The sequence below is a fragment of the Alphaproteobacteria bacterium LSUCC0719 genome, from assembly GCA_040839025.1.
GTDB lineage: Bacteria > Pseudomonadota > Alphaproteobacteria > Puniceispirillales > Puniceispirillaceae > UBA8309.
Map to the genome: position 1 here is coordinate 211,994 of JBFPJN010000005.1, position 24,800 is coordinate 236,793.

General features: G+C 60.2%; 17 protein-coding genes. 8 read left to right on the forward strand and 9 right to left on the reverse strand.

The window, feature by feature from the left end; translation table 11 throughout:
- Positions 1 to 80: 80 nt before the first annotated feature.
- Entirely contained in the window at positions 81 to 3,716 is a 3,636-nt protein-coding gene (locus tag AB3X55_10875) for a vitamin B12-dependent ribonucleotide reductase (GenBank protein MEX0504088.1), read from the reverse strand.
- Between the two features lie 243 nt (positions 3,717 to 3,959).
- Between AB3X55_10875 and AB3X55_10880 the strand changes: the two genes are divergently transcribed.
- The 3 genes from AB3X55_10880 to AB3X55_10890 all read left to right on the forward strand — a co-directional run bounded on the left by AB3X55_10880 (position 3,960) and on the right by AB3X55_10890 (position 5,384).
- Positions 3,960 to 4,463 carry an NADH:ubiquinone oxidoreductase subunit NDUFA12 gene (locus tag AB3X55_10880; protein ID MEX0504089.1) on the forward strand — a complete coding sequence of 168 codons (504 nt, stop codon included), beginning with the start codon at positions 3,960 to 3,962 and terminating at the stop codon, positions 4,461 to 4,463.
- Between the two features lie 62 nt (positions 4,464 to 4,525).
- Positions 4,526 to 4,978 carry an outer membrane lipid asymmetry maintenance protein MlaD gene (gene mlaD, locus AB3X55_10885; GenBank protein ID MEX0504090.1) on the forward strand — a complete coding sequence of 151 codons (453 nt, stop codon included), beginning with the start codon at positions 4,526 to 4,528 and terminating at the stop codon, positions 4,976 to 4,978.
- Positions 4,965 to 5,384: a DUF2155 domain-containing protein gene (locus AB3X55_10890; protein ID MEX0504091.1), complete on the forward strand. Its 420-nt coding sequence runs from the start codon at positions 4,965 to 4,967 to the stop codon at positions 5,382 to 5,384. Before mlaD ends, AB3X55_10890 begins: the two co-directional genes overlap by 14 nt.
- Positions 5,385 to 5,390: 6 nt before the next feature.
- Here the strand turns inward: AB3X55_10890 and aat are convergent, their stop codons facing one another.
- From aat to AB3X55_10920, 6 genes are all read right to left on the reverse strand, one after another.
- Positions 5,391 to 6,071: a leucyl/phenylalanyl-tRNA--protein transferase gene (aat, locus tag AB3X55_10895; GenBank protein ID MEX0504092.1), complete on the reverse strand. Its 681-nt coding sequence runs from the start codon at positions 6,069 to 6,071 to the stop codon at positions 5,391 to 5,393.
- A gap of 39 nt (positions 6,072 to 6,110) precedes the next feature.
- The gene (gene accC / locus AB3X55_10900; GenBank protein MEX0504093.1) at positions 6,111 to 7,460 is read right to left on the reverse strand and encodes an acetyl-CoA carboxylase biotin carboxylase subunit; all 1,350 of its coding nucleotides are present in this window, start codon (positions 7,458 to 7,460) and stop codon (positions 6,111 to 6,113) included.
- Positions 7,460 to 7,945, reverse strand: coding sequence for an acetyl-CoA carboxylase biotin carboxyl carrier protein (gene accB, locus AB3X55_10905; GenBank protein MEX0504094.1), 486 nt, complete (start codon positions 7,943 to 7,945; stop codon positions 7,460 to 7,462). The genes accC and accB overlap by 1 nt, the downstream gene beginning before the upstream one ends.
- Positions 7,946 to 8,386 carry a type II 3-dehydroquinate dehydratase gene (gene aroQ, locus AB3X55_10910; protein MEX0504095.1) on the reverse strand — a complete coding sequence of 147 codons (441 nt, stop codon included), beginning with the start codon at positions 8,384 to 8,386 and terminating at the stop codon, positions 7,946 to 7,948.
- Positions 8,387 to 8,429: 43 nt separating this feature from the next.
- Positions 8,430 to 9,164 carry a DsbA family protein gene (locus tag AB3X55_10915; GenBank protein ID MEX0504096.1) on the reverse strand — a complete coding sequence of 245 codons (735 nt, stop codon included), beginning with the start codon at positions 9,162 to 9,164 and terminating at the stop codon, positions 8,430 to 8,432.
- Positions 9,165 to 9,249: 85 nt separating this feature from the next.
- Positions 9,250 to 10,635, reverse strand: a complete 1,386-nt coding sequence (locus AB3X55_10920; protein MEX0504097.1) for a M48 family metalloprotease — start codon at positions 10,633 to 10,635, stop codon at positions 9,250 to 9,252.
- On the opposite strand from AB3X55_10920, the gene AB3X55_10925 reads away from it, so the two are divergent.
- Positions 10,598 to 11,932: a pyridoxal phosphate-dependent aminotransferase gene (locus AB3X55_10925; protein MEX0504098.1), complete on the forward strand. Its 1,335-nt coding sequence runs from the start codon at positions 10,598 to 10,600 to the stop codon at positions 11,930 to 11,932. The genes AB3X55_10920 and AB3X55_10925 overlap by 38 nt on opposite strands.
- 14 nt (positions 11,933 to 11,946) lie before the next feature.
- On the opposite strand, the gene AB3X55_10930 is transcribed toward AB3X55_10925, so the two are convergent.
- Positions 11,947 to 14,463 (reverse strand): Rne/Rng family ribonuclease, encoded by a 2,517-nt coding sequence (locus tag AB3X55_10930; protein MEX0504099.1) that lies wholly within the window; start codon positions 14,461 to 14,463, stop codon positions 11,947 to 11,949.
- A 497-nt stretch (positions 14,464 to 14,960) separates the two neighbouring features.
- Here AB3X55_10930 and AB3X55_10935 point away from each other — a divergent pair, with 497 nt between their 5' ends.
- From AB3X55_10935 to prfB, 3 genes are all read left to right on the forward strand, one after another.
- A complete protein-coding gene (locus tag AB3X55_10935) occupies positions 14,961 to 16,274 on the forward strand; it encodes an N-acetylmuramoyl-L-alanine amidase (protein MEX0504100.1) in 1,314 nt (437 codons plus the stop codon).
- Between the two features lie 8 nt (positions 16,275 to 16,282).
- A complete protein-coding gene (locus AB3X55_10940) occupies positions 16,283 to 18,820 on the forward strand; it encodes a penicillin-binding protein 1A (GenBank protein MEX0504101.1) in 2,538 nt (845 codons plus the stop codon).
- Between the two features lie 136 nt (positions 18,821 to 18,956).
- On the forward strand, positions 18,957 to 20,069 hold the full coding sequence (gene prfB / locus AB3X55_10945; protein MEX0504102.1) for a peptide chain release factor 2: 1,113 nt from the start codon (positions 18,957 to 18,959) through the stop codon (positions 20,067 to 20,069).
- A 9-nt stretch (positions 20,070 to 20,078) separates the two neighbouring features.
- On the opposite strand, the gene AB3X55_10950 is transcribed toward prfB, so the two are convergent.
- Positions 20,079 to 20,537: a peroxiredoxin gene (locus AB3X55_10950; protein ID MEX0504103.1), complete on the reverse strand. Its 459-nt coding sequence runs from the start codon at positions 20,535 to 20,537 to the stop codon at positions 20,079 to 20,081.
- Between the two features lie 204 nt (positions 20,538 to 20,741).
- Between AB3X55_10950 and AB3X55_10955 the strand changes: the two genes are divergently transcribed.
- Positions 20,742 to 24,788: a DUF3971 domain-containing protein gene (locus AB3X55_10955; protein MEX0504104.1), complete on the forward strand. Its 4,047-nt coding sequence runs from the start codon at positions 20,742 to 20,744 to the stop codon at positions 24,786 to 24,788.
- The last annotated feature ends 12 nt before the right edge of the window (positions 24,789 to 24,800 follow it).

Here is a 24,800-nt window from a genome sequence, read left to right on the forward strand (position 1 = left end):
CCTGCCGCCACAACCCGCCCAAAGAAAAAGCCCCGCGCCGGAGCGCGGGGCCAGTCTGCAGGTTGCTCTGCAGGGAGAGATCAGCTGCAGCCCGTGGTGCCGCCACAGGTGTTGCATTTCAGGCAGGTGCCGTTGCGGACCAGCGTGAAGTTCTGGCATTCGGGGCAGGCTTCGCCCTCATAGCCCTGCATCCGCGCCTGTTGCACGCGTTCGGCAACCAGTGACTCGCTGCTGGCGATGGCCGTTTCCGCAACCTCTGTCGTCTGCGGTGCGGGCGTTTCGGCGCGCATTGTGACAACCGGTTCTTCGGCTGGTGCGGCGGCGGCGGCGGTGGCCGCCGACCCGGCATTGGAATAGACAACCAGACCCTGTTTGCGGATGAAGCCGCGGCTGGTGACCTTGTTCACGAGGTCGGACTGGCCTTCGCCGGTGCCGGTGGTCGTGACATCGAGGTCTTCACGATCGACATGACCAAGATCATGCCGGTCAAGATAGGAGATCGCCAGTTCGCGGAAGGTGTAGTCGAGAATCGAGGTCGACATCTTGATGGCGTCGTTGCCGGTGACGATTCCCTGCGGCTCGAAGCGGGTAAAGGTGAAGGCCTCGACAAATTCCTCCAGCGGCACGCCATATTGCAGGCCGATCGACACCGCGATGGCAAAGTTGTTCATCAGTGACCGGAAGGCCGCGCCTTCCTTGTGCATGTCGATGAAGACCTCGCCGATGCGGCCATCCTCATATTCGCCGGTCCGCAGATAGACCTTGTGCCCACCAACCGTTGCCTTCTGGGTATAGCCCTTGCGGCGGTGTGGCAGCTTTTCGCGTTCCGCTGTATGGACAATCCGCTCGACGATCTTTTCGATCACCTGAGGCGCAGCGGCGGCGACCGGTGTGTTGAGGGCGGCGGCTGTGTCCTCGTCTTCCTCAAGGTCGTCGACAAGACCCGAAGACAGGGGCTGGCTGAGCTTCGATCCATCGCGGTACAGCGCGTTGGCTTTCAGGCCGAGACGCCAGGACAGCATATAGGCCTCGCCGCATTCCTCGACAGTGGCGTTGTTCGGCATGTTGATCGTCTTCGAGATCGCCCCGGAGATGAAAGGCTGTGCCGCCGCCATCATGGTGATGTGGCTGTCGACCGACAGGAACCGCTTGCCGAGACGGCCACAGACATTCGCGCAGTCGAACACCGGCAGATGCTCGTCTTTCAGATGCGGCGCACCTTCGAGTGTCATCGACCCGCAGACATGCAGGTTGGCAGCCTCGACGGCCTCCTTGTCAAAGCCAAGCGCCTCGAGCATGTTGAAGCTGAAATCGTTCAGCTGCTCATCGGTGAAGCCGAGCGTGTCCTTACAGAAATCATCGCCAAGGGTGAACCGGTTGAAGGCGAACTTCACGTCGAAGGCGCTTTCCATCGCGGCCTCGACCTTGCCGAGTTCGGCATCGCCAAATCCCTTGTCGCGAAGCGCGTTCATCGAGATGGACTGGCATGTCTTCAGGCTTCCGGCCCCGACGGCATAATTGATGATGTCGTCGATCTGGTCCTGTGCGTAGCCAAGATTGGCAAGCGCCTCTGGCACCACGCGGTTGATGATCTTGAAATATCCACCGCCGGCAAGCTTCTTGAACTTGACGATGGCAAAATCAGGCTCGATGCCGGTGGTGTCACAATCCATGACCAGACCGATCGTGCCTGTCGGCGCGATAACGGTGGACTGGGCGTTGCGATAGCCGTGCTTGGTGCCAAGCTCGACCGCGCTGTCCCAGGCTGCCTTGGCGGCGTCGATCAGGCCGGCGTCGGGGCAGGGGGTCGGGTCAAGCGGCACCGGCAGGATGGTAAGGCCGCGATAGCCTGTTGTCTTGCCATGCGCGGCAAGGCGATGGTTCTTCATCACCCGCAGCATGTGCTTGGCGTTTTTCTTGTATTGCGGGAACGGGCCAACCTCACTCGCGATTTCGGCCGATGTGGCATAGGAAATGCCGGTCATGATGGCCGAGATTGCGCCACAGATCGCGCGCCCCTCGTCACTGTCATAGGAATGACCCTGCGCCATCAGCAGACCGCCGATATTGGCAAAGCCGAGGCCAAGTGTCCGGTATTCATAGGACAGCTGGGCAATTTCACGCGACGGGAACTGGGCCATCAAAACCGAGATTTCCAGGGTCAGGGTCCAGAACCGGCAGGCATGCTCGAATGCCGGAATGTCGAAACTGCCATCGGCGTTGCGGAACTGCATCAGGTTCAGCGACGCAAGATTGCAGGCCGTGTCGTCAAGGAACATATATTCCGAGCAGGGGTTGGAGGCGTTGATTCGTCCGCCTTCCGGGCAGGTGTGCCATTCATTGATGGTGCTGTCATATTGCAGCCCCGGATCGGCACAGGCCCATGCGGCATAGGCGATCTTTTCCCACAGATCGGCAGCCTTGATCCGCTTGGCAACGCCATTGTCGCGGCGCTGGATCAGTTCCCAGTCGCCCTGGTCAAGAACCGCCTGCAGATATTCATTGCTGACGCGGACCGAATTGTTCGAATTCTGGCCGGCAACTGTCAGATAGGCTTCGGAGTCCCAGTCGGTGTCATAGGTCTTGAATTCGATTTCGGTGTAGCCCTGACGCGCAAACTGGATCACGCGCTGGACATAGTTTTCGGGAATCATCACCGCGCGGGCGGCGAAAATGGCTTTCTTCAGCGCCTTGTTCTGGCGCGGGTCGAACCTGTCGTCACCATCCAGCGTTTCGTCCTGGCAGGCAGCCATGACTTCGCCCATGTGGCGCTGCGCCAGCTTTGAGCCGGCGACAAGAGCCGCCACCTTCTGCTCTTCGATGACCTTCCAGTCGACATAATTCTCGATATCCGGATGGTCGACATCGACGGTGACCATCTTTGCCGCGCGGCGGGTCGTGCCGCCCGACTTGATGGCCCCGGCGGCGCGATCACCGATCCGCAGGAAGCTCATCAGGCCCGAAGACTTGCCACCGCCCGACAGGCTCTCGCCTTCACCGCGAATGCGGCTGAAGTTCGAACCGGTGCCGGAGCCATATTTGAACAAACGTGCCTCGCGAACCCACAGATCCATGATGCCGCCCTCATTCACCAGATCGTCATTTACCGACTGGATGAAGCAGGCATGCGGCTGCGGATGCTCGTAGGCGCCTGTCGAACGGGTCAGCTTGCCGGTTTCGAAATCGACATAGAAATGTCCCTGGCTCGGCCCGTCGATGCCATAGGCCCAATGCAGACCGGTGTTGAACCATTGTGGCGAGTTCGGCGCGGCCATCTGCGCCGCCAGCATGTGGCACATCTCGTCATAATAGGTGCGGGCATCTTCCTCGGTGGTGAAATAACCACCCTTCCATCCCCAATAGGTCCAGGTGCCGGCAAGACGGTTGAAGACCTGCTTGGTCGATGTTTCGCCGACAAACCGCTCTTCCTCGGGCAGCTTGGCAAGCGCCTTGTCGTCAGGAACGGAGCGCCACAGCCAGGACGGAACGGAGCTTTCCTCGACGCGCTTCAGTTTCGCGGGAATGCCGGCCTTGCGGAAATATTTCTGCGCCATGATGTCCGTCGCCACCTGCGAGAACTGCACGGGCACCTCGACATTCTCGGCCTGGAAAACGATGGTACCGTCAGGATTGCGGATTTCACTCGAGGCAAAACGGAATTCGATGGCGGCGAAGGGGGCGGACCCGGAAATGGTGAAACGTCTTTGGAACTGCATTTATATGGCCTCTAGAATCTGTCTTTGCGAACCATCTCAGGGGTTGACGGTTAGTGGTTGATTTCGATCGTTTTTTTGGGCGTCGACGGTAAAATTTACCAGATTTTGTGGTGTCGACCGGGTTAAGCTACATGATGTTGAAGTGTGGGAACAAGTCACAAATTTGTCATTTGGTCAAAAAATTGCCTTGCCAGAATCTTGAGAATATGAATTGCAGGTGTTTCGCGCACAGGTTGTGACGGCATGACGCATCCCGCGACCGATTCCGCTCTGCTGCCACTGGACGAGGGGCATGGCGCGGGCCTATATTACCGTCCATGCCCTGTCATGGTTCCCGCTGCGGGATGGTGGCGACGAGGGCCGGGTGCCACACGAGAAAGTTTCCAGAGCATGGATATCGTCACAAGACTTCACCTCCATTTCAAGGCGCGGTTCATCGGAGCCGATGAATTCGGCAATCGGTATTATGAAGAACGCAAGGCGCGCCCCGGCAAACCGCCGCGCCGCTATGTTCGGTATAATGGGATGGTCGAGGCATCGAAGGTGCCGGCCGACTGGCATGGCTGGCTTCACCATACCGAGGACAGCCCACCGCCCGAAGGCGGCTATCATCGCCATGACTGGCAGCAGGATCACATGCCGAACACCACCGGCACGAAATTTGCGCATCGTCCCGCAGGGCATGTGCTGAAGGGCGGCAAACGCGCGCCGGCGACCGGCGACTACGAACCGTGGAGTCCGGTTTGAGTGGCGGCTTGACGCCCCTGAGCGACGCAGATTGGACCGACGCAGATTGACGAGAGGCCGGGATGCAAAGAAACACGCTTGAAATTATCATGGGAGCCGTGGTGCTTCTGACAGCTGTTGTCTTTATGTCCGTGGCCTATGAGGCAGCCGATATACAAGGTGGTGACGGCTATGAAATCGAAGCCGAATTTGGCGCTACCGGCGGGCTGGCGGTTGGTGATGATGTGCGCATATCCGGAATCAAGGTTGGGCGAATCACCCGCCAGGAACTCGATCCCGTGACCTATGCCGCGCGAATCGTGATGTCGCTAGACAAGCGAATCCAGATCCCGGCCGACAGCAGCGCGCGGATTACCGCGGCCTCGCTGCTTGGCGGCAATTATCTGGAATTGATGCCGGGTGCTGATGAAGAGATGCTCCAGCCCGGCGAGATTATCTATGATACGCGCGATCCGGTCAGCCTGACCGACCTTCTTGGCAAGGCTGTATTTGCGGGGGGCAATGACCCGTCCTGACCGGTTCACAGCCCTTGTTGCGGTATGGGTTGTTGCCCTATCGGTTGTTGCCCTATGGGTTGTTGCTTTGACCGGAACTGCCGCGGCCAGCTGGGTAGAGGGCCGGGTGGCGACAATCCAGGCTCTCGACAAGATCACCGCGCGAATCTCGACTTTGCGCGTTCCGCTTGATGAAGCTGTTGATTTCGGCACGCTGAGCGTGACGGTCCGGCGATGCGCCTTTCACCCGCCGGAGGAGCCGCCGGAGGATGCGGCATTTCTGGAGGTGGTGGATAATGGCCATGACCGGGACAGGGCACCACGCGCTGTGTTCACGGGCTGGATGTTTGCGTCCAGCCCGGCGGTGTCGGCGATGGAACATCCGGTTTATGACCTGACGCTGCTCAGCTGCAAATCCGATCCGTAGCGGCGGTCAGTCCGCGTCTTCCGGATCCAGCATCCTGGCCACAAGAACATCGCTTGGCGTGTCCAGCTGCAATGTCGCGGCGGCACCAAGGGCGCGCTGCAGTCGGCGCTGGAACTGGTCGCGGCTGATCTCATGAATGCCGAACTGCTGCAGATGGTCATTCGTGAATTGCGCGTCGAGAAGGTGGAAGCCACCGGCACGAAGCCGCGCGACCAGATGTACCAGAGCAACTTTCGAGGCATCTGTCTGGCGCGAGAACATCGATTCGCCGAAGAAGGCGGCCCGCAGCGCCACACCATACAGCCCGCCAACCAGCTTTTCATCCCGCCACACCTCGATCGAATGTGCAAAGCCGAGTCGATGAAGCGCGATATAGAGTTGCCGGATGTCGCGGTTGATCCAGGTTTCCCTGCGGCCATCCCCCAGCGCGGCACATTGATCGATCACTGCCGGGAAATCTGTATCGATGGTGACCGTGAAACGCCGCTGTCGCACCGTTCGGGCAAGGCGACGCGGCAGATGGAATTCGTGGCGCGCGCCTTCGTGCCAGGCCAGGGGAATCAGCGCCCGCACATCTGGGTCGTAGAATTTGATGTCCTTGCTGTCGGCACTGTCGGCCATCGGAAAGACGCCGAGCGAATAGGCCTTGATCAGCGTTTCGGGTGAGAAGGCGAAGCGTTCAGCCATTGTCATCTCGCCTGATGGTTGTGGGGGCCGCAAGCGGTGTCAGCTGTCCCCATCACCCAGGAAATGCTCCTCAAGCCACCGGATATTATAGCTGCCGTCAATGACTGCCGGCGCATCGACAAGCCGTCCATGCAGCGTCAGCGTCGTCGGGATCGGCTCGACCACAAATTCCTGCAAGGCCCGTTTCAGTCGCGACAGGCAGTGCGCCCGGTCATCGCCATAGACGATCAGCTTCGCAATCAGGCTGTCATAATAGGGGGGTACGGAATAGCCGGCATAAAGACAGGAATCAACGCGAATCCCGGGCCCGCCGGCAGCATGATAGGCGGTGACCCGCCCCGGTGTCGGCATGAAGGTTTCCGGATGTTCGGCATTGATCCGGCATTCGATGGCATGGCCGGTGAATGTGATGTCTTCCTGCGTGAAGGACAACGGCATGCCGGCGGCGATTCTGATCTGCTCGCGGACAAGATCGACACCGGTGATGGCTTCGGTGATGGGATGTTCAACCTGCAGGCGGGTATTCATCTCGATGAAGAAGAATTCGCCATTCTCATAAAGGAATTCCATCGTCCCGACGCCGAGATAGCCCATGCGGCGGGTGGCTTCGGCCGCGATGCCACCGATTTCCGCCCGCTGTTCATGACTGAGCGCCGGTGAAGGCGCTTCCTCGAACAGCTTCTGGTGGCGTCGCTGGATCGAACATTCCCGTTCGCCAAGATGCACGACATTGCCGTGGCTGTCGGCAATCACCTGCACTTCGATATGGCGCGGCTGGCCAAGATAGCGTTCAAGATAGACCGTGTCGTCGCCAAAGGCCGCCTTGGCTTCGGACCGGGCCGAACTGAAGGCTTCGGCAAGATTGGCTTCGGTTTCGGCCACCTTCATCCCGCGACCACCGCCGCCTGACGCGGCTTTGACCAGCAATGGATATCCGACAGTGGCGCCGATACGGCGCGCTTCGTCAATCGTCGGCACCGCACCGGGGGATCCGGGAACAAGCGGCAAGCCGGCTTCGGCAGCCGTGATCTTGGCCTCGACCTTGTCGCCCATTGATCTGATGTGGCGCGGTTCGGGTCCGATAAAGGTCAGGCCATGTGCGGCAACAATCTCGGCGAAATCGGCGTTCTCGGCAAGAAAGCCGACACCGGGATGAACGGCATCTGCGCCGGTGATTCCGGCGGCCGTGATGATCGAGGCAATGTTGAGATAGGAATCGGCGCTCGAGGGCGGCCCGATACAGACGGATTCGTCGGCAAGCCGGACCGGCATCGAATCGGCGTCGGCTGTCGAATGCACAACGACATTGGGGATTTGCAGTTCCTGGCAGGCACGCAGAACGCGAAGTGCCACATCACCCCGGTTGGCTATGAGGATTTTCTTGAACATCACTCGATAACGACCAGCACTTCGCCGAATTCAACCGGCTGGCCGTTCTGAACCATGATCTGGGTTACCTTGCCGTCCGCCGGTGCGGTGATCGGATTCATCACCTTCATGGCTTCCACGATCAGGATCGTCTGGCCTTTCTTGACGGCGTCACCAACGCTGACAAAGGCTGGCGCATCGGGTTCCGGCGCGATATAGGCCGTGCCAACCATCGGCGAGGTCACGGCACCCGGATGCGATGCCGGATCGGCAGCCGGTGCGGCGGCTGGCGCAGCTGCGGGTGCTGCTGCTGCCGGGGCGGCAACGGGCGCGACGGGCGCAACGGCCGGGGCGGGAGCGGACGCGCCGGCAACCCGCGAAAGCCTGACCGAAAGGTCGGCCGTTTCATATTCGAGTTCAGCCAGCCCGGCCTCATCCAAAATATCCGCCAGTGCCTTGACGAGCGCCGTATCACCCGTGCCCGCTGTCTTTGGGCCCTTTGCCATCTATCCAGTCTCCCTAGTCATTTCCAGAATGCCCCTGATCGCCATGACATATGACATGCGACCAAAGCCAAGCACAACGCCGTCAACCACCGCCGAGATCATCGAATGATGCCGGAAGCTTTCGCGCTTGTGAATATTAGAAAGGTGTACCTCGATCTTCCGACCTGGGAACAGTCCCAGCGCGTCGCGCAGCGCGACCGAGGTATGGGTCAGCGCGCCGGCGTTGATCACGATCCAGTCGGCGGTGCCGACAGCCTGGTGGATCGTGGTCACGATTTCGGCTTCGCTGTTTGACCGCATCCAGTCCAATCCAGCCCCTTCAGCCTCGCAGATCGCGCGGCATGTTGCCTCCATGTCGGCCAGCGTGTCGGAGCCATAGATCTCGGGCTCGCGCGTGCCCAGCATGTTCAGGTTTGGCCCGTTAATGACCAGAATGTTCATCGGATCCGTCATTGTAAAATTCCTGCTATGCGTGGCGCGCGTTTCAACTGTCCGCAGCGCGTTCGGCGGCAACGATATCACGCATCTGATCGAGGCTGATCGCCCCCGGGATAACCTGACGGCCAATCACAAGGCCCGGTGTGCCGGAGATTTCAAGCTGCTGCGCGGCGGCACGGGTTCGCGTGATGATTGCTTCCACCGCCGGCCCTTTCATATCTGCCTGCAGCCTGTCCAGATCGGCACCTGCCGATTTTGCCGCCGCCAGAATGCTGTCCATCGAGATCGCGCCGCGGGCTGTCATCATGGCGATGTGGAAATCCTCGAACACGCCCTGGGCCTGTGCTGCGATGCCGGCCTGCGCGGCCAGCAATGATGACTCGCTCAGGATCGGGAATTCCTTGATGACAAGCTTGATGTCACCATCCTCGGCCACAAGGTCCTGCAACGGTTTGAAAACCCGCTTGCAATAGCCACAATTGTAATCGCTGAATTCATAGATCACAAAGCTGGCGTCCGGGTTACCGATGAACGGATCGCCATCGTCGCTTTTCAGAATGAACATCGCCTGTTCGCGCCGCGCCGCATCCTCCCGCTCGGCAAGCGCAAGCAGGGCTTCGCGAACAACTTCCGGATTGGCGCGAATATAGTCGCCGATCATCTCGTTCAGCGTCGCGCGGTCGACATCCTTGATGTCCGCTGTGGCTGGCAGGCTGGCTGCGAAGGTAACGCAGAGCGCGGCCATGAGGCGGACGGTCAGTCTGGCTAGATGACGGATCATGTCGATACAGCTCCCGGTGTGGCGTCGCGGCAACATATACCAACCGTCGACAGCTTTGCCTAGCGCCAAGGACGCTTTCCTGCGGTTAGTCCTTGCCATAGCGGAAGACAATATCACTGGCGCGTCGGTGCAACACCGGATCAAGTCCTTCCATGTCCATGACGCGGCGTGCAAGCTGTGTGGCTCGCGCGCCGTCATTCAGGAGAATGGCTTCGTTGGCAAGGGCGAGGTCAGCTTCGGCAATACGTCCCGATCTGCCAAGCGCAATGCCATATTGACGGTGCAGAAAGGCCCAGTCCGATTCCTCATCCTGGGCGGCCTTCAGTGCTGTAATGGCGCGCTGAAGATCGGTTTCACCGCCACGCGCAATCAGCGCCCGTCCCAGATTGACCAGAATCAGCGCGCTTGCCGGTCGGCGTTGCAGCGCCTGTTCATAGGCCATCGCGGCATCGCCGGGGCGGGCCAGCGCAAACAGGATGTCCCCCCGGAATTCGTGGAAATACGGATCGTCAGGCTGTACGGCGATCAAGGCGTCCATGGTCGACAGGGCTGATGGAAGATCGCCGCGGCGGTAATCAGCGATGGCGCGCATATAGGAAGCAATAGTTTCATCCGGAGCCTGATCGGCCGCCAGTGACTTTACCCGTTGCGGGGTTTCGGTCCAGGCAATCATCTTGGCTTTGACACGTTCAAACAGCGCGACGGCATCCGGGGGTGCCACATTATCGCTATGCGGTGACTGGTTTACATGGTCCTGAAAGGCCTGCAACCGCTCTGCGGCACCGGGATGCGTGGTGTAATAGGATGATTGACGGCTTTCGGGAAGACTTCGTTGACGGGCAAGGCGCTGCATCAGATCGCGAAGGCCGACCGCAGACATGCCGGTATCCTCCAGCAATTGCATGCCGATCTCATCGGCGACAGCCTCGGCCCGGCGACGTGCGGCAAGAAAGCCGCGCGCGGCGTGGTCATTTCCCCCGATCAGAACGCCGGCGGCGGCATCACCGCCACCACCCGCGGCAACGGCAATGGCTGCCACTGTGGCAAGCGCCGCAGCGCCACTGGCCTGCTGCAGTTCATCGCTGATCCGTTGAACATGGCCTTCCGTGATGTGGCCAAGCTCGTGCGCCATCACGCCGATGACTTCAAGCGGCGAGGATGCGTCGACGATCAGCCCGGAATGAAAATAGATCAATTTCCTGCCGGCAACGAATGCGTTGTAGCTGGGGTCGAGTATGACACGCACATCGACGCTGCCCGCCTGATAGCCCGCCGCAACCTCAAGTGGTTCCAGAAGATCACGCAGCCCGGCCTCGATCTCGGTATCGCGGATCATGCCTGCCGATCCGGGGGTGCTGCCCAGAATGGCAAGTCCCGTCGCCACAACAGCAATGGTTAACATATCGACGGCACGGCCTTTCAGACGCCGGGCAATGGCGTTTGCCCTTCCGGTTCTGAACAGGCTGACCATGGGTTTCCATCCTTCGCTTCCAACTGGTGCCGTCATTATCGCACATTTGTGGCACTTTGACGGCGTATCTGATATCACGCTGCATCACGTTCACGCCAGTATGGATGGCCACGACATGCCGCTGAAGACGACCTCGACAAATTCGGTTCCCGCATTTCTGGCCATGGCCGTCATGAACGCCGCAAGCCAGGTCGAGGCGACCGGGGCGGATGTGATCCATCTCGAGGTGGGTCAGCCGTCGACACCACCATCCGCCGCGGTGAACCGGGCGCTGACAACAGCCCTGTCACAGACCTCGACCCACGGCTATTCGCTGGCGCTTGGCGATCTGTCCCTGCGCCGCCGCATTGCGGCGCATTATAGGGATTTTTACGGCGTCGAGGCTGATCCGGATCGGGTTGTTGTCACCCCGGGATCATCGCTTGGCTTTGCGCTGGCGTTTCTGGCCGCCTTCGACCGGAGTGACCGCATCGCCCTGGCAACGCCCGGCTATCCGGCATATCGCAATCTGATGCTGGCCTTGGGGATTGAGCCGATGCTGCTTCCGGCGCGTGCCGATGATGGCTGGATTCCCAGTCTTGACGCGCTGGCGGCGACCGGGGCACCGCTTCCCGACGGCATCCTGCTTGCCAGTCCGGCCAATCCAACCGGCGTGGTGATGTCCGATGACGAGGTGAAGGCGGTCTGTGAATGGTGTCATCAGAACGGTGTTCGTCTGATCATGGACGAGATCTATCACGGGTTGACCTTCGGGGCGCGGCCGGGAACGGCCCTGTCATACAGTGACAGTGCGATCATCGTGAATTCCTTCTCGAAATATTTCTGCATGACAGGCTGGCGCGTCGGCTGGGCGGTATTTCCGCAGGATCTGCTGGAAACGGTCGAACGTCTGGCGCAGAATCTCTATATCAGCCCGCCACGCCCGATGCAGGCAGGGGCGATGGCCGCCTTTGACGATTATGCCCTGCTTGACCGGCATGTCGAACGTTACAGAGTGAACCGCGACGTGCTGATCCGTGGTCTTCCGGATGAATTGCTTGGCAATCCGGCGCCGTCGGAGGGCGCGTTCTACCTGTATGCGGATATCAGCAACCTTGGCATGAAAACGCCGGACTCGATGGTGCTGGCAGACGCCATGCTGCGCGAGGCGCATGTGGCCTGCACGCCGGGCGTTGATTTCGACCAGGAACAGGGCCACCGGCATCTTCGCCTGTCCTTTGCCGGCAGCACCGAAGATATGAAAGAAGCCAGCCGCAGGATCAACGACTGGCTTCCAGGGTTTCTTGCATCGCAATAAAAAGGGTGGCCTTGTCAGCCGCGGTTCCACCATCCCTTGCGCTTGGTTGACGGGTCGGCCTCGCCAACCTCGATGACATCCTGCGGGGCCGAGCTGATCGCCGCCCGCGGTGTCTCGATGACCGGTTTCTCGTCGGCAGATGTCTCGTCGGCAGATGCCTTTGCCGCAGATGCCTTCGGCTTGGCCGCCTTCTTGGCAGCTTTCTTGGCGGTCTTTTTCTTGGCGGTGCCAGCCGACTTTGCGGCTTTTGCGCGCGTGGTCTTCTTGGCCGGAGACGACTCCGCAGTTGCGGCGCTGTCTGTCTCGTCTGCCGCGATGTCCTCGGCCGGCGTCTCATCCGGTTTGGCAGCCTTCTTGCGCGTGCGCCGCTTTGGCTTGGCCTGTGCATCGGTGTCTTCCGGCGCGGCGTCATCAGATGTGTTTTCCGATGCGGCAGCGGCGGCGTCTTCACCATTCCCGGCCTCAACCGCGACGGCGTTGGCCTTGCGGCGTCCTCGCGACCTGCCGCGTGACCTGCCTCTGGTCTCGGTCTGGGCCTTGTCGCCGGTGTTGCTGTCGTCGGTTTTGCTGTCGCCGGTGTTGCTGTCGCCGGTGTTGCTGTCGCCTGTGTTGCTGTCGCCATCCTCGGACGACGCATCGGATCCGGCATCTACGCCGTCTGCAGACGCAGGGTCGTCATCATTGGCCGGAGTGCCGGCAGCCTCGTCCGGCGATCCCGCCTCGACGGCATTGTCGCCAGCCTCGCCACCACGCCGCCGCCGCCGGCGGCCACCACGACGACCCCGCTTGCGACGTTTCGGCTGATCATCCTCGGTTGTGTCCTCGTCGGACCCCTCGGGTGCGTCCTCGTCGTCACTTTCGGCCTGGGCAGTGTCCTTCTTGACGGGCTTTACCACCTTCCGGTTGTTGTTGTTATTGTTGTTGCCCTGAAAGCCGATCCGCTCAGCTTCATGTTCGGTGGCGATCATTCTGTCGCCGGCCAGGATCACGATCCGCATTCCGAACTGGGCTTCCAAGGCGCTGATCGCATCGCGTTTGTGGTTCAGAATATACAGCGCGACATCGCTGTTGATGGTGATCCGAAGTTCATCCATCCGGCCCTTGGAGGCTTCGTCCTCGATTACCCGCAGCATCTGCAATGCGGCAGTTTCGACTGATCTGACCCTGCCGGAGCCTTCGCAATGCGGACATACCGAACTGATCGATTCATTGAAACTGATCCGCAACCGCTGGCGTGACATTTCCAGCAGACCGAAATGGCTGATTGATCCGATCTGGATCCGCGCCCGGTCATTGCGCATCGCATCCTTCATCCGGCGTTCGACAGCCTGCTGGTTCTTGTTGTCTTCCATGTCGATGAAATCGACGACAATAAGGCCCGACAGATCGCGAAGACGAAGCTGGCGCGCCAGTTCATCGGCTGCCTCGAGGTTTGTCTTCAGCGCGGTTTCCTCGATATTGCGCTCGCGCGTGGACCGTCCCGAATTGACATCGATGGCGACAAGCGCTTCGGTCTGGTTGATGACAAGATAGCCGCCGGATTTCAACGTCACCTGCGGGCTGTGGATCGTGTCCATCTGCTGTTCGACCTGATAGCGCTGGAAGATCGGCAGGGTGTCTTCATATTTCTGCACACGTTTCACATGGCTTGGGATCAGCATCTTCATCTGGGCGCGGGCCTGTTTATAGGCGTCCTCGCCCTCGACAAGCACTTCGTCAACCTCGCTCGTATACAGGTCGCGGATCGAGCGCTTCACCAGATCGCCTTCCTCATGGATCAGGCTTGGAGCCTGCGATTCCATCGTCGTGGTGCGGATGTCATCCCACAATTTCGACAGATAGGCATAGTCGCGGGCAATCTCGGTCTTGGTCCGTTTGGCGCCGGCTGTGCGCACGATGACGGCAACGCCATCCTGAACGTCCAGCCCGCCAACGATGGTCTTCAGTCGCTTTCGGTCGGCGACATTGGTGATCTTGCGACTGACGCCGCCGCGGCGTGTCGAGTTTGGCATCAGCACACAGTACCGACCGGCCAGCGACAGATAGGTCGTCAGCGCGGCGCCCTTGTTGCCACGTTCCTCCTTGACGACCTGCACCAGCATGATCTGCTTGCGCGACACAACTTCCTGGATTTTGTATCTGCGGACCTGGCGGCGTGGCCTGATCTCTTCTTCGTCCGCATCCTCGCCGCCAACGGTTTCGGGCGCGCCGTCGGATTCCTGCGCGCCATCCTCGTCGCTGTCGGTGTCACGTTCGGCCTGGACGATGGCCTCGCGGTCCTCGATCGGGATCCGATAATAATCGGGATGAATTTCGCTGAAGGCCAGAAAGCCCTGGCGATTGCCGCCATATTCGACGAACGCCGCCTGCAGCGAGGGTTCGACGCGCGTCACGCGCGCCAGATACACATTGCCTTTAAGTTGCTTGCGGTTTTCGGTCTCGTAGTCAAAATCCTCAATCCGGGTGCCGCTGAGCAGGACAACCCGTGTTTCTTCGGACTGCCTGGCATCGATAAGTAATCGCTTGGTCATGTATAGGTCTCTTTTCGGCCCCAATTGCCAGAGATCGCAAAGAGCGCATCACTTTCTGACGATGTGGGGAATGTTGCATCGCGGGCATATCATGGCCACCCTCACGCAGAATTCCTGTCCGGCATGAAGCCATCGACAGGGTTTGCGGGGTTGGATAGGTCATGGTGTGGTCCCACGAAAGGTTCATAAACTGGTACGGGCACCTGTCGCACAAGCCGGCAGCCGCGGGACTTTTGATCTGGTCTGGCATAGCTGCTCGGGGCGGTATAGCCCGAGGGATACTTCTGTCGCGATGTGACCGGGTAACTGGGCGCCGTGTTTGCTCTCGAGGACCTGATCAGCGTTTCCAGTGCTGGTAAGGTCGCGCGCCAGTGAATCCGTTCACTGCTAGGTTGACTATATACACCCAAAAAGCAAAATGCCAATAAGATACATTATGCCCCCTGGTGCCATCGGGGCACCTGCCATTGAGCGCGCGACCGGGAGCTGAGACCAGAGTGACGTTAAACAGCTTCTGCCATATCTCACGCCTGCTGGGCCTTGCGGTTTTTACCGCCCTGCTTCTGGTGTCATCCGTTGTTCAGGCTGCGGACACTGCCATCACCGGCCTGCGGATCGGTGGCGTGGAGATAAACGGCCAGCAGGCGCTTCGTGTGGTGATCGAAACCGACAGGCCGGTGCCGGCGCGCCTGACCCTGCTGGCTGATCCCTATAGATTTGTCGTCGACATCCCCGATGCCGGCTGGCGCGTGGACGGTGTACCAACAAGCGGCAAAGTCGGCAGCGCGCCGGCAACAGCCTATCGCTTTGGCAGGCCCGACCCGCAGACGGGCAGGGTGGTTGTCGAGTTGAGCGCCCCCGCCGCGCCGGTTCGGCGCTTCGCGCTTGCGGCTGATAATGGACGTGGCCACAGGCTTGTCTTTGACCTTGCCGATACGGGGCTGACAGGATTTCAGGTGGCGGCAAAGACGCTGGCGCGCGAGGGGTTTCACAATTACGACGATGCATCCTCATCAGCGGTGTCCGGCAGCAAGCCGCCATCGGTGACGGCAGCGCCCGCCGCATCATCGCAACCGACAAGGTCACAGGCACCGTCAAAGGCCGCCAAGCCGTCCGGCGGACCGGCATGGACGGTGTTCATTGATGCCGGCCATGGCGGCAAGGATCCCGGCGCTATCGGCACAACCAGAACGCCGGAAAAGCAGATCACACTTGCCGCTGCCAAGGAACTGGCGCGGCAGCTGGAGGCGACCGGGGTGGTCCGGCCAATCCTGTCGCGGGCGGATGACCGGTATCTGAAGCTTCGCCAGCGGATCAATCTCGCACGCCAGCAGCAGGCGGATATATTCATTTCACTGCATGCCGATGCCGCGCCATCCAGCAAGGCGAATGGCATTTCCGTCTTCACCTTGTCCGATACGGCGTCGGACAAGGAAGCTGAATTGCTGGCAAGGAATGAAAACCGGGCCGACCTCATCGGGGGGCCGGATCTGGCTGTCGAGGATCCGGAAGTTGGCGATGAATTGCTGCGCATGTTTCAACGTGAATCGATGAATCAGTCGACCTATCTGGCAAGCGCCATCCTGCAACAGGTCCGCGATATGCCGGGCGGCGACAGAAGGGGCCATCGTTTTGCCGGATTTGCCGTGTTAAAGGCTCCCGACATGCCCTCGGTTCTGGTTGAAATGGGATTCATCACGAACCGGCGGGACGAGGCAAATCTGAAGACGGCCGAATATCGTACCAAACTGGCAAAGAGACTGGCCAAGGCGATTGTCGCCTATCTTGATGAGTATGGTCCGCGGGAATGACGGAAAAGGTGACCGACAACAGACCGGATGATGCCGCAGGCAGCCATGATGACGGTGCGGCGATTGCCCTGACCGATACGGTGCAAGCCAAGCGTCGCAAGCCTTTCTACAGACGGTTTATCGGCTTGGTGTCGGTGCTGTTCAGCCTGCTGTTTCTTGGCACGGTTGCGGCGACGGGGGGTGTGCTGTGGGTCTTCTGGACCTATGGCAAGGGTCTTCCCGATTATCATCAGCTGGCCGAATATGAACCACCGGTTGCCACCCGCATTCATGCCGGCAATGGCGCGCTGATCGCCGAACATGCCCGTGAGAAGCGTGTTTTCATGCCTGTCGAAGCCATGCCACCGCGTCTTATCCAGGCGTTTCTGTCGGCCGAGGACAAGGCCTTTTACGCGCATTTCGGGGTTGATCCGCGGGCCCTGCTTCGGGCCGTTGTAACCAATGTGATGAATTACGGCACCGGACGTCGTCCGATTGGCGCGTCGACGATTACCCAGCAGGTGGCGAAGAATTTCCTGCTGACCAATGAGGTATCGATCGACCGCAAGATCAAGGAGGCCATCCTGTCCCTGCGGATGGAACGGGCCTTTACCAAGGATCAGATCCTGGCGCTGTATCTGAACGAAATCTATCTTGGCCAGGGAAGCTATGGTGTGGCGGCGGCGGCGCTGAACTATTTCGACAAGCCGCTTGATCAGTTGACACTCGAAGAGATGGCCTATCTCGCGGCGCTGCCAAAGGCGCCGTCGAATTATCATCCGACACGTCGCACCCGGTCGGCCACCATCCGCCGGGACTGGGTTCTCGGTGAAATGCAGCAGAATGGCTTTATCACCGAAGCCGAGCGGATACAGGCTGTTGCCGTGCCTTTGACAGTCGCCCGGCAAGGTGGATTTGATTCCACCGACGCGCCCTATTTTGCCGAGGAAGTGCGGCGCGAGGTGGTCGCGATGTTTGGCGAGGAGATGCTCTACACCGGCGGATTGTCGGTGCGCACAACGCTCGATCCGGAGTTGCAGATGGCGGCGCGGATGGCGCTTGAACGCGGCCTCGAGGCGCTTGACCGACGCCAGGGATGGCGCGGCCCGATTGGCAGCCATGCCGGCGAAGGTGACATCGACGAGATCCTTGCCGGGCATCAGAGCAAAATGCCGGACAATCATTTCGCCGCGCTGGTAACCGCGGTCACCAACCGGCATGCCGACATCTATGTCGATGGGCGGCAGGCCCGCATTCCCTTTGAGCTGGCCTTCTGGGCCTATCCCCCGCGGCGCGAGGATGGTGTAAGGCCGCCGCCGCTGAAGGATCTGCGCGATGCGCTGGCCGCCGGGGATATCGTGATGGTGCAGCCGCCGACAGCCACACCGGATTTGATCCGCGACGGGTTTGAACCCGGGCCCGGCGACATGTCGCTGTCGCAGCGGCCGCTTGTCGAAGGGGCCATTGTCGCCCTTGACCCGCATACCGGGCGGCTGCTGGCGATGAGTGGCGGATACAGTTACGGCGACTCGGAATTCAACAGGGCGGTGCAGGCGAACCGCCAGCCGGGATCGGCATTCAAGCCCTTTGTCTATCTGGCGGCGCTGGATCAGGGCTATAACCCGACGACCCGTATTCTTGACGCCCCGCTTGTGGTTGATCAGGGGGCCGGCAAGCCGAAATGGAAGCCGGCCAACTATACACGCCGGTTCTACGGACCGTCGATCATGCGCGTTGGCATCGAGAAATCGCGCAACCTGATGACAGCGCGCCTCGCGATGAGCCTTGGCATGGAGGAGATCCAGACCTACGCCCGGAAATTCGGGCTGAACCAGGATCTGCCACCATTGCTGTCGATGTCGCTGGGAGCCGGAGAGACGACATTGCTCAGGCTGACCTCGGCCTATGGCATGCTTGTCAATGGCGGCAAGAAGATCACCCCAAGTCTGATCGACCGGATCCAGAACCGTCACGGCCAGACAATCTACCGGCATGACGCGCGGGAGTGCGATGCGTGCCGTGTCGATACAGGCTGGGCAGGCCAGGATATTCCAACGCTTGCCGATACGCGCGAACAGCTGACATCGCCGGCATCCGCCTTTCAGATGGTGTCGATGCTGGAAGGGGTTATCAAACGCGGCACAGGACGACGTATTGCCGATCTGAACCTGACCATTGCCGGCAAGACGGGAACCACAAATGACAATACCAATGGCTGGTTCATCGGATTCACACCGGATCTCGCGGTCGGGGTGTTTGTCGGCTATGACACACCGCGCCAGCTTGGCAAGAGCGAGACGGGATCAACCGTCGCGGTGCCGATCTTTGGTGATTTCATTGCCGCTGCACAGGCCGGCAAACCCGTCATTCCGTTCCGTCGCCCAAGCGGTATCACCATCATTCCGGTGAATGTCGAGACCGGTGAACGCGCGCTTCCCAACCAGGAGAACGCCATTTTCGAGGTGTTCAAGCCAGGCCAGCGCCCCGGCGGCACATTGATCGATGTGCCGGGAAGTTCTGTGCGTGCGGCCCCCGATGACGAAATCACGACACCAGGCCTGTTCTGAGCCGTCTGACCCGCCAGGGTGGCCGGGGCCGGATATCGCAAATGGCTTAAATCTTGTCAGCCACCGGCTGGCGCGCTACTTCTAGCCGCTCCGGCCCGGTCGCTTCTGGCATGGGTCGGCAATGAATGGACAGGACATGCAAGCTGAAACGCAAGCCCAGATCGACATTATCACCACCGCCATCGATTTGCTGAGAAAGCATGTCGATTTCGATGTCGCGACAGCGCGTCTTGCCGAGCTTGAGGCGCTCAGCGCCGATGGTGATTTCTGGAATGATCAGGCCGCCGCGCAGGAAGCCATGCGCGAGAAAAACCGGCTGCAGCGCCAGATCGAGGTCATCAGCTCGCTGCAGTCGGAGCTTGATGACGCGACAGGCCTGATCGAGCTTGGCGAGATGGAAGGTGATGCAGAGGTTGTTGCCGAGGCTGAAGCTGCGGTGGCGGCACTGGTGACGATCGCGGAAAAGCGGCAGCTTGAAAGTCTGCTGTCGGGCGAGGCTGACGGCAATGACTGTTTCCTCGAAATCCATGCCGGGGCCGGCGGCACCGAGGCCCAGGACTGGGCCGCGATGCTGATGCGGATGTATAGCCGCTGGTGCGAGCGTCGCGGGTTCAAACTGCAGATGATCGAAGAAAGCGCTGGCGAGGAAGCTGGCATCAAGTCGGTCACCATGCGTATTGAAGGCGACAATGCCTATGGCTGGCTGAAGACCGAGTCAGGTGTTCACAGGCTTGTCAGGATTTCACCCTATGACAGTTCGGCGCGCCGCCATACCAGCTTTGCCAGTGCGTGGGTCTATCCGGTTGTCGATGACAATATCGAGATCGAGATCGAGGACAAGGATCTGCGGGTCGATACCTACCGGGCGTCCGGCGCTGGTGGACAGCATGTCAACAAGACAGACTCGGCGATCCGGATCACCCATATCCCGACCAACATCGTCGTGCAGTGCCAGAATGACCGCTCGCAGCACCGCAACCGCGCCACCGCGCTCAACATGCTGAAGGCGCGCCTCTATGAGCTGGAGTTGCAGAAGCGCGAAGAGGCGGCGAATGACGCGGCATCGGCGAAGACCGATATCGGCTGGGGTAACCAGATCAGATCCTATGTGCTGCACCCCTATCAGATGGTCAAAGACCTTCGCACCAACATCGAAAAGGGCAATGCCGGGGCGGTTCTTGACGGGGATCTGGATGACTTCGTCGAAGCCAGCCTGGCCGCCAGGGTCGGCGCGCAGCGCGCCGGCTAGGCGCGGCTGCTACAGCGCGTTGACGCGCGCCAGCACCTCTTCAGCGTGGCCGGCCACCTTTACCTTGGGCCATACATCGACAATGGTTCCCGAGCCATCGATCAGGAAGGTGGCGCGCTGGATGCCCATATAGGTGCGGCCATACATCGATTTTTCGACCCAGACACCGAACTGCTCGCAAATATCTGTCGCATCATCGGCGCCAAGCTCGCAGGTCAATCCATGCTTGGCACGGAATTTGGCCTGTTTTGTCGGGTTGTCCTTTGAAATCCCGATCACCTCGCAGGTGGCAGCGGTGAATTCCGGCAACAGCGTTGAAAAACCGACAGCTTCCTTTGTGCAGCCGCTGGTGTCGGCGCGGGGGAAGAAAAAGACGACCACATTTTTGCCGGCCTTGTCTGCCATTGTGAACGTGCCGGTATCTGTCGGGATGGAAAAGGAAGGTGCCTTTTGGCCTGGTTCCAGCATGGTGATGGTCCTTCTGTGTGTCGTCGGTCGGGTTGATGTCGGTTTGCGTGTGCCGCCAGCTTTGATCGCGGCGGGACAGCTGTGCATGTCTGGTAGATGGGATGGGTTTCAATGATCGCAAGACAGTCAACGATCGACATGTTACAAACGCCTCGATAAACGGGCGCTGACAGGGCCGGTATGGTGCAAGAGGAACAGCCAGAAATGACCGAGGCAAAGCCGCCGCGCCGCGTGTTGCGGTTGGTGCTGCTGTCTCTGCTGATTGCTGTCCTGGCGCTTGTCGCTGCGCCATTCATCTATATTTCCAGCGCCGGTGGACTGGCCGGATTGATGCAGACCGAGCTGAGCCGTCGACTTGGCGGCGCACAGGTCGTTGTCGGTGATGTCGATCTGGGGTTTGATCTGTCATCCTTGCAACTGACAGTCACTGCAGACAATGTTGGCCTGACGCTTGACGGTGGCTCACTGACCGTTCCTCGTTCCAGCGTTGGGCTGACACCGCGCTCCCTTCTGATCTGGGCACCGTCGGACATTGTTCTTGGCGGCCTTGACCTTGATCTGACGCTGGATCCGGAAAGCTGGCGCAAATCACCGCTTGGTGTGGTGGCGGCAAGCATCGCCGCGCCTGTTCCCGCCGGGGCAGACGATACCTTGCCGGGGCGTCAGATCACCATCGCTTCGGCCAGCCTGACCCTGCGCGACCATAAGGGGCAGGCTCAGCCCGTACGTATTGAAAATATCGAGGCTGAATTTGCCGCTGCGGCAGACGGCACATTCGTCGGTCTGTTCAAGGGGGATCGTCTGGAGAAAGGTGCGTCGGCAGGCAATCTGTCGATATCGGCTATCGGTGACCTGACCCGCAAGGATTTCCGGATCGACATAACCATGAATGAACTGGCCACCACGGGCCTTGCCACCATGTCGCCGGTCCTGCCGACGCTGCTTGCCGATGCCGGCCTGATATCCGGGACGGCAAGTCTGGCGATCACGGCCGGGGATCTTGATGCGGCGGACATGGACATTGTGGCTGTCGAAGGGGGCCTTGACCTTGCCGTTGTCGGTTTCTCCGCGCTGGCATACGACACGGCGTCGGTTGTCATCGGTTACAATCATCGGGACGGCGCGTTGTCACTGGCGCAAGGAGAGCTGGCGCTGACAGACGGGCGGACAATCGCCCTGTCCGGCAATCTGCGCGATCTTCACACGGATATGCCGCAGCTGGCGTTCCGCTTTCGCGGCAACAGATGGCCGGTTGACCGGATTTATGACGACTGGCCCGAAAGGCTGGCACCGGAATTACGCGCGGCGTTGATGCAACGCGCCACCGGCGGCCAGCTTGAGAATTTCGAACTGGAAATAAGTGGCGGCTTTCAGCGTTCCGAGGCAGCCCTGCAAATCGTGCAGCTTGATCTGAAGTCGGCAGTTCGCGGTGTGGCTGTTGATGTAGGTACGCAGCAATATGAACAGCTGACCGGCATTGCGGATGGCACTGTCGCGCTGCGTCTTGGTGCGCGCGGGCTGGTCCAGGCGTTTGCGCTGTCGGTCGGGGTCAGTGACGGCAGTCTGAAGATCGTCGATCATGATACGTCTCTGCCGCTGGATCGCGCCCAGGTGAGCGTGACATTGCAGGGTGACCGGGTGCTGCTTGAGGATGTCAGCCTTGTTCTGGGTGATGGCGGCAGCATCGGCATTGATGGCGCCCTGTTCCTCAGCAGCAAATGGGGCATTTCGGGAACCGACCTGAAGATAGCGGCCAATGGCATGGATGTTGGCAGTTTTCACGCCATCTGGCCGGAATGGCTTGCCAGCAAGACACGGTCCTGGGTCGGGCAGAAGATGCTGCGGGGACGCGTCGAGGATATCCGCCTGGAGATTGCCAGCGGGGTCGCGGATGAGCGGCCACAGATCACGCGCCTTCAGGGAACAGTGACGATGCGCGACACGGATCTTCGGCTGAGCCCCAAATTGCCGGTCTTCACCAACATCGATGGCCGCCTCACGATTGCCGATAATCGTGGTGAGATCATCCTGACCGAGGGTCGGGTCGAGGGGCTGAAACTGGCGACCGGCAAGGTTGAAATCGCCCCGGTTGTTGGTGGAAACCCGGCAATGGGAAGCACCGATCTGCGTCTGGCAGGTGATGTTGGCGACGTGATCCGTGTTGCATCGGGGCTGGGCTTTGCCGGCAGTGGTATGAAGTTGTCGGAACTTGAGGCCGTCGGGAACAGCGAATTTGCGCTTCGAACAAGCTTCCCGGTGCGCCGCAAGCTGACGCCGCAGGACATCCAGCTTGCGGTTGAAGGCACCGTCACCGATGCCACCTTTGGCAATCTGCCGCTGGGCGCGGAAGCGCGAGACGCCAATATCAGCTTTGCGGCTGACCGGTCCCGGTTCCTGATCCGCGGCGATGCAACCCTGTTTGGTCTGCCGTCGAAAATTGCCTATCAGCGAAGTGGCGCTGCTGGCAAGGGATGGACAACGCTTGATGTATCGACGGTCGACAGCAGCCTTGCACAGGTGAAACAGGCTGCGCTTGCCATTGGCTTCAACGGCGGTGAAGGGATTGACCTGACGACGCTGGACATGTCCGGGCGTGCCAATGTCGAACTGAAGGCGCGGTTTCCATCCGGCCGGACCCTGCAGCGATCCGACATCGAGATCGAGACCGACATTATCGTCCAGGATGGTAATTTTGACGGGCTGCCGCTGGTCGGTTCGGCGCAGGACGCTGATTTGGTGATGTCCTTCTCCAGGGCGAGGACCGAAATTTCGGGAACCGCCACCCTCTTCGGCGCGCCGGTCGATTTCGCGGTGACGGATGACCGCGACGAGGATCTTTTACAGGTCAAGGCCGACGCCCCGAATACGACTGGCATCGCGACGCTGGCCTCGCGCCTGTCGGGGCTGCAGATTGGCGGTGCCCTTGGCGGTCATATAGAGCTGGCCACAGGGCGCGATCTTTCGGATTTCGAGGTTGAGCTTGCGCTTGATCTTGCCGAGGCTTCGATAGATGTGCCGGCGTTGGCATGGGTCAAGCTGCCTGCCGAAGCGGGGCGCGTGACAACGCGGCTGATCCTGCGCGGCGGCAGGCTTGTATCGATTGAGGATATCGATCTTGCCGCCGGCAGTCTTGAGGCCACTGGCCGGATTGATTTCGGCAAGCGCAGCGACGACAGCTACGGGCTGACACGGGCGGTGTTCGAGCGCCTGACATGGCCCGGCAACGATATCAACACCATGTCGCTGTCGCGCGATGGGAACGGAAACTGGGCAATCGAGGCCGAAGCCGTGCAGATCGATCTGGTTCCGCTTCGTCGCAATCGGGGCATTGGCGAGGGTCGATCGGTCAGCTTTGATATTCTTGCAGACCAGATTTTTGTCGGAGATGGCATTTCGCTGAGTGGCCACCTGAGTGGCAACAAGGCTGGCAGTGGCGGCGGTGAGGCGGCATTTGCGGGCAATCTCAACTACAACAACACACCGCTGATCAATGAAAGTGAACTGCAGCTGAGCTTTGGCAAGGGAGGTGACTTTGTAAAGGGTGCCGGTGTTCTGGGCGGTGCCGAGACAAGGTTGACCTATATGGCGGCGGATGGCGAAGTTCCCGAACTGACGCTTGCGTCGGAAAATGGGGGCGGCACGCTGAAAGGTCTGCGCATCACCGATGCCATCCGGTCTGGTGAGATGGTCCTGAAGACGCGGTTCATCGACGGATATGAAAATTTCGACACCAATATCCGGATCACCAACTTTTCGGTTGTCGAGGCACCGGCTGCCATCCGCGCCTTTTCGGTACTGGCACCAATCGGACTGTATAATCTTGTCGAGGGCGAGGGCACCGGATTTGCCTGGGGCGAGGCCGAGATTGAAAAGCGTGGCAGCGAGGTGATCCTGAGGCAGGTGACCGGTCGCGGTCAGGCGGTGTCGGTAGCCTTTGTCGGTAAATATGACCGGTCCACGCGGGTCATGGATGTCAGTGGCAATCTGGTCCCGGCAAGTTTCCTCAGCCAGATTGTCGGTGTGATTCCGCTGGTTGGCGAGATTCTGACCGGAATTGACAAATCCGGTCTCTTTGTCACGCAGTTCAGCCTGGAAGGTGACGTCGACGATCCGGACACCTCGGTGACGCCGGCGTCAATCGTTCCGGGTGTGCTTCGCGATCTGTTCAGCCCGTCATGGATACGTCGCGAAGGCGAACGCATTCTGGGGCCGCAAACCGACAGCACAGCGGACGGCGCTGCCAGCAACTAGCCCGGTGGCCGG

Coding starts and splice junctions, on each gene's coding strand:
- AB3X55_10875 (MEX0504088.1), bottom strand. CDS start 3,716: ATGCAGTTCCAAAGACGTTTCACCATTTCCGGGTCCGCCCCCTTCGCC.
- AB3X55_10880 (MEX0504089.1), top strand. CDS start 3,960: ATGACGCATCCCGCGACCGATTCCGCTCTGCTGCCACTGGACGAGGGG.
- mlaD (MEX0504090.1), top strand. CDS start 4,526: ATGCAAAGAAACACGCTTGAAATTATCATGGGAGCCGTGGTGCTTCTG.
- AB3X55_10890 (MEX0504091.1), top strand. CDS start 4,965: ATGACCCGTCCTGACCGGTTCACAGCCCTTGTTGCGGTATGGGTTGTT.
- aat (MEX0504092.1), bottom strand. CDS start 6,071: ATGGCTGAACGCTTCGCCTTCTCACCCGAAACGCTGATCAAGGCCTAT.
- accC (MEX0504093.1), bottom strand. CDS start 7,460: ATGTTCAAGAAAATCCTCATAGCCAACCGGGGTGATGTGGCACTTCGC.
- accB (MEX0504094.1), bottom strand. CDS start 7,945: ATGGCAAAGGGCCCAAAGACAGCGGGCACGGGTGATACGGCGCTCGTC.
- aroQ (MEX0504095.1), bottom strand. CDS start 8,386: ATGAACATTCTGGTCATTAACGGGCCAAACCTGAACATGCTGGGCACG.
- AB3X55_10915 (MEX0504096.1), bottom strand. CDS start 9,164: ATGATCCGTCATCTAGCCAGACTGACCGTCCGCCTCATGGCCGCGCTC.
- AB3X55_10925 (MEX0504098.1), top strand. CDS start 10,598: ATGGCGTTTGCCCTTCCGGTTCTGAACAGGCTGACCATGGGTTTCCAT.
- AB3X55_10920 (MEX0504097.1), bottom strand. CDS start 10,635: ATGGTCAGCCTGTTCAGAACCGGAAGGGCAAACGCCATTGCCCGGCGT.
- AB3X55_10930 (MEX0504099.1), bottom strand. CDS start 14,463: ATGACCAAGCGATTACTTATCGATGCCAGGCAGTCCGAAGAAACACGG.
- prfB (MEX0504102.1), top strand. CDS start 18,957: ATGCAAGCTGAAACGCAAGCCCAGATCGACATTATCACCACCGCCATC.
- AB3X55_10950 (MEX0504103.1), bottom strand. CDS start 20,537: ATGCTGGAACCAGGCCAAAAGGCACCTTCCTTTTCCATCCCGACAGAT.
- AB3X55_10955 (MEX0504104.1), top strand. CDS start 20,742: ATGACCGAGGCAAAGCCGCCGCGCCGCGTGTTGCGGTTGGTGCTGCTG.